This window comes from Streptomyces niphimycinicus (assembly GCF_018883605.1).
Taxonomy (GTDB): Bacteria; Actinomycetota; Actinomycetes; order Streptomycetales; family Streptomycetaceae; genus Streptomyces; species Streptomyces niphimycinicus.
Map to the genome: position 1 here is coordinate 1 of NZ_JAHLEM010000707.1, position 3,884 is coordinate 3,884.

A 3,884-nucleotide genomic window follows, 5' to 3' on the forward strand; every position below is an offset into this window, starting at 1 on the left:
AGCCCGTGCACGGCGGGGCGCACCTCCGGGGCGCGGGCCGCCTCGGCGAGTGCGGTGGCCGCCGCCATCCGCTGCACCGGACTGTCGGTACGGGCCAGCGGCAGCGCCAGCTCGGCCAGGCCGTAGAGGTAGTCGCGGGCACACAGCACACCCGCGGCGACCGCCGCGCGCACCCACACCTGGGGGCGCGGATCGTCGCACAGCCCGCGCAGCCAACGGGCCATCGGGCCGCGGAGGTTGTGGTGGGCGTCCCAGGACTCGTGGAGCACGGCGGGCGCCAGCCGCCGCCCCTCGAACCACACCGCGCGCACCGGCACCGACGCGTCCCCCAGGTCCTCCACCCCGTCGCCGTGGACCGCGCGCGCCGTGGCGAGCGAGGCCCCGGGGCGGGCGGCGAACAGCGGACGCCCTGGCGCGTACTGCGGATCGAGCGTGACGGCCAGTTCCCAGGCCAGCAGTTCGGCGGCCTCCGCCATGAGGCTGTGCGCCGAGCCGTTGAAGACGGCGAGCGCGATCCGCAGCGCGGCGGCGCGCAGCGCGGGCAGCGCGGCGGGCAGGGTGCCCGGGCGCCCGGCCTCCAGGAACCACGCACGGGCCTGGTCCGGCGCGAACGACCGGCAGTGCTCCAGCAGCCGCTCCTCGGACAGCCTGCCCTCGGCGTGCGCGGCCAGCAGGCCCGCGAGCCGGGCGGCCTCACCGGGGCGCGGCTCGTCCAGGCCGAGCGCATCGGCCAGTTCGGGGCGCCGCGCGGTGACGCGGGCTGTCTCCAGCAGCCCGGTGGGGCGGTCGGCGAGCAGCTCGATGAGGTGGCGGTCGAGAACGTCGGCGGCGGCCGGGGGCTCGTACGGCACGGCGTGACGGCGGCCGCGCAGCAGCCGGTCGGCGGCCGGGCCGCCCGCGACCAGGACGACGCAGAACGCCTCGTGGTCGGCGAAGTGGGCGCGCAGCCGGTCCAGCAGGGGCTCGACGGCGAAGTCCGGCTGATCGGCGCGGAGTTCGATGAGATAGCCGTGGCCCCGCTCGGTCTTCTCCACGCCGGAGGCCCCGTGGGGGAGGCCGGGCCCGAGCGGGAGGACGGGGTCATGCGGGGTGCCTAGCCCGTACGGGATACCGGGGCCAAGCGGGGTACCGGGCCCACGCGTGGTGCCGGAACCGAGCGTGGCGCCGGAACCGAGCGGGGTGCCGGGCCCGAGCGGGGTGCCGGGCCCGAGCGGGGTGCCGGACTCATACGTGGTGCCGAGCCCATACGAGATACCGGGCTCGTACGCGATGCCGAACCCTTGCGGGACGCCGAACCCTTGCGGGACGCCGAACCCCTGCGGGATGCCAGCCCCCAGCCGGGAGACCCCGCCGTCGGCCAGCTCCGACAGCTCCGCGAGGAGGGCGAGCCCGGTCCAGGCGCGGCCGGTGCCGGGTTCGCCGCACAGCGCCAGCAGGCCGGTGCGCCGCAGATGGTCGCGCATCGCGGCATAGCCGGGGACGGTCCGGTAGAGCCGGCGCAGCCGGTCCAACTCCTCGCGGGGCACCGGGCCTTCGGGGAGGGGGTACGGCGCCGGTTCGGCGCAGAGCCGGGCCGGGCCGACGGCGATATGCAGATGGGCGCGCGCCTCGCGCGCCGTGCGGGCGCCGCCCGGCTGGCCCGCCCCGTCCAGCGGGCCGCTCTTGGGGATGTCCAGCCGTCGTACCCGCGACTCCGCCGGGGCGTCGACGTCTTCCGATGCGCTCATCGCCCGCCGTCCTTCATGCCGTGGCCCCCGATTCCCGCTGTGGTGATGGTGGTGGTGGGGTGTCGGTGAATGCCCGAAGCGGGCGGCGGGGTTTCTCCCCCTGCCCGCCCCGCCGCCCTTCTCCGGTGCGGGGCACTGGGCCGTGCGCACCCCCGTCGCGCACGGTCCCGCGCCCTTTGTGCCACTCCAGGGTCGCCGGGGAACGGCGGGGCGGCTGTAGCCGTTTACACAGTCGCGGAGAACGCGTGAGACGGCGCGCCCGCGCTCAGTCGCGAGGGCAGTCGCGGGGTTCGGTCGCGGGGCGCGCCGGGATGTGCTCCCCCGTCGCGCGTCCCTCGGCCAGCAGCCGCAGCAGTCCGATGTCCATCACCACGAAGCGGCGCGAGGCGGTCCGGACGACGCCCTGGCCGCGCAGCAGCCGCAGCGCCTTGGCGACGGCCTCCCGGGTCGAGCCCACCGCGGCCGCGATGTCGTGCTGGGGCAGCGGCAGATCGACGGTGATCGCCCCGTCGGCGGCGGGGTGGCCGGTGCGCTCGGCCAGTTCGACGAGCCGGGCCGCCAGCCGCTGGAGCACCTTCTCCGAGGCGAGTGACCGCCGCTCCCCGTCCGAGCTGCGCAGCCGGGAGCTGAACTGACGCATGATCAGCACGGTCGCGACGGGACGCGCCGCCAGATAGGCCCGGAACCGGTCGCCGGAGACCACCACCGCCTCCATCCGGCCGAGCGCGGTGACGGTGGCGCTGCGCGAGCCGTGGTCCACCGCGGCCTGGTCGCCCACGACCTCGCCCGCCCCGCGCAGCGCCAGGATCAGCCGCACCCCGCGCTCGGTCTCCACCGAGACGGTGGCCCAGCCGGAGGTGATCGCGACGACGAAGGTCGTACGGTCGTGCTCGCGCAGCACGACCTCGCCGGGGGCGTAGGCCCGGGGTGTGCCGAGGGCGAGCAGTGCGCGCCGGTCATCGGCGGGAAGGGCGTACAGAAAGGGCCGTCCGTCCTCGAAAAGACTCATCCGCCCTCCCCGCTCAGCTCGTCGTCGTCATGCCTGCGGAGAACCCAGGGACGGTCAGCACGCTAGGGAGCTGGCACGGGCACGTCAATGGTGCCGTAGCGAGTCCGTACCGGATCCGCCGTTCTCCCCGGGATCGACCCGAACTCCCGTACGCAAAGCGGCGCCCGCGACGGCAGCGAGCGCTGCCGTCACCGCCGTGAAGACCCACCCGGCGCGCAACGCGTCCAGCCCCGGCCGCGCGGCGCCCCCGGTGATCATGACCAGCGCCGCGACGCCCAGGGCCGAGCCGCCCTGCCGGGACATCATGAGCACCCCGGAGCCGAGCGACAACTGACGGGCCGGAAGCAGTCCGGCGGCCGAGAACATCACCGGCTGATAGAGCCCCGCGCCGACCCCGGTGAGCACCAGCCCGGGCATGAACTCCACGGCGTAGTGCGCACCGTCGCCGCCCGCGAGGAGCAGCCACCACACCGGCCCCGCGGCGAAGCACAGCCCGCCCACGACGGCCGTGGTCCGCTCCCCCAGCGCCCGGACGATCCGCCCCGACAGCATCGACACCACCAGGACGGTGAGCGGCCAGGGCGTGACGGAAAGGCCCGCCCGGGCCGAGGACCAGCCCCACGCCCCGGTGAACAGCAGGGTCGCGGCGAGGATCGAGGCGGCGTAGGCGAGGAAGTAGCTGAGCAGCCCGAGCGTGGCGGCGGTGAAGGCACGGGTCCGGAACAGCGCGGGGTCCACCACCGGATCCGGATGGCGGCGTACGTGCGCCACGGCCAGGGCACCCGCGATCAGGCCGACGGCGAGGAAACCGAGGGTGGCCGGGGCGCCGTAACCCCAGTCCGCGGCCTCGACACAGGCGGTGGTGAGGGCCCCGGTGCCGAGGAGGACGAGCAGCGTGCCCAGCGGATCGAGGCGGCGGCGCTCACTGGGGACGGGGCCGATGCGGACAGGCCCGGTGCGCACTGGCCCGATGCGGACTGGCCCGATGCGGACTGGCCCGATGCGGACTGGCCCGGTGCGGACTGGCCCGGTGCACGGCAGCAGCCGCAGCCCGGCCACCCATGCCAGCAGCACCACGGGCGGATTGACGAGGAAGATCCAGCGCCAGTCGAGGGCGGCCAGCAGACCGCCCGCCACCGGCCCCGCAC

The 3,884-nt window shown here is 75.8% G+C and carries 3 protein-coding genes; all 3 read right to left on the minus strand.

Translation table 11 applies throughout. The features are described 5' to 3' along the window. The coding region (locus KN815_RS40780; protein ID WP_216346839.1) for a hypothetical protein at positions 1-1,727 on the minus strand (1,727 nt) is incomplete at its 3' end. A gap of 265 nt (positions 1,728-1,992) precedes the next feature. Continuing rightward, on the minus strand, positions 1,993-2,736 hold the full coding sequence (locus KN815_RS40785) for a Crp/Fnr family transcriptional regulator (protein WP_216346840.1): 744 nt from the start codon (positions 2,734-2,736) through the stop codon (positions 1,993-1,995). An 84-nt stretch (positions 2,737-2,820) separates the two neighbouring features. After that, on the minus strand, positions 2,821-3,884 hold a 1,064-nt coding region (locus KN815_RS40790; RefSeq protein WP_216346841.1), incomplete at its 5' end, for an MFS transporter.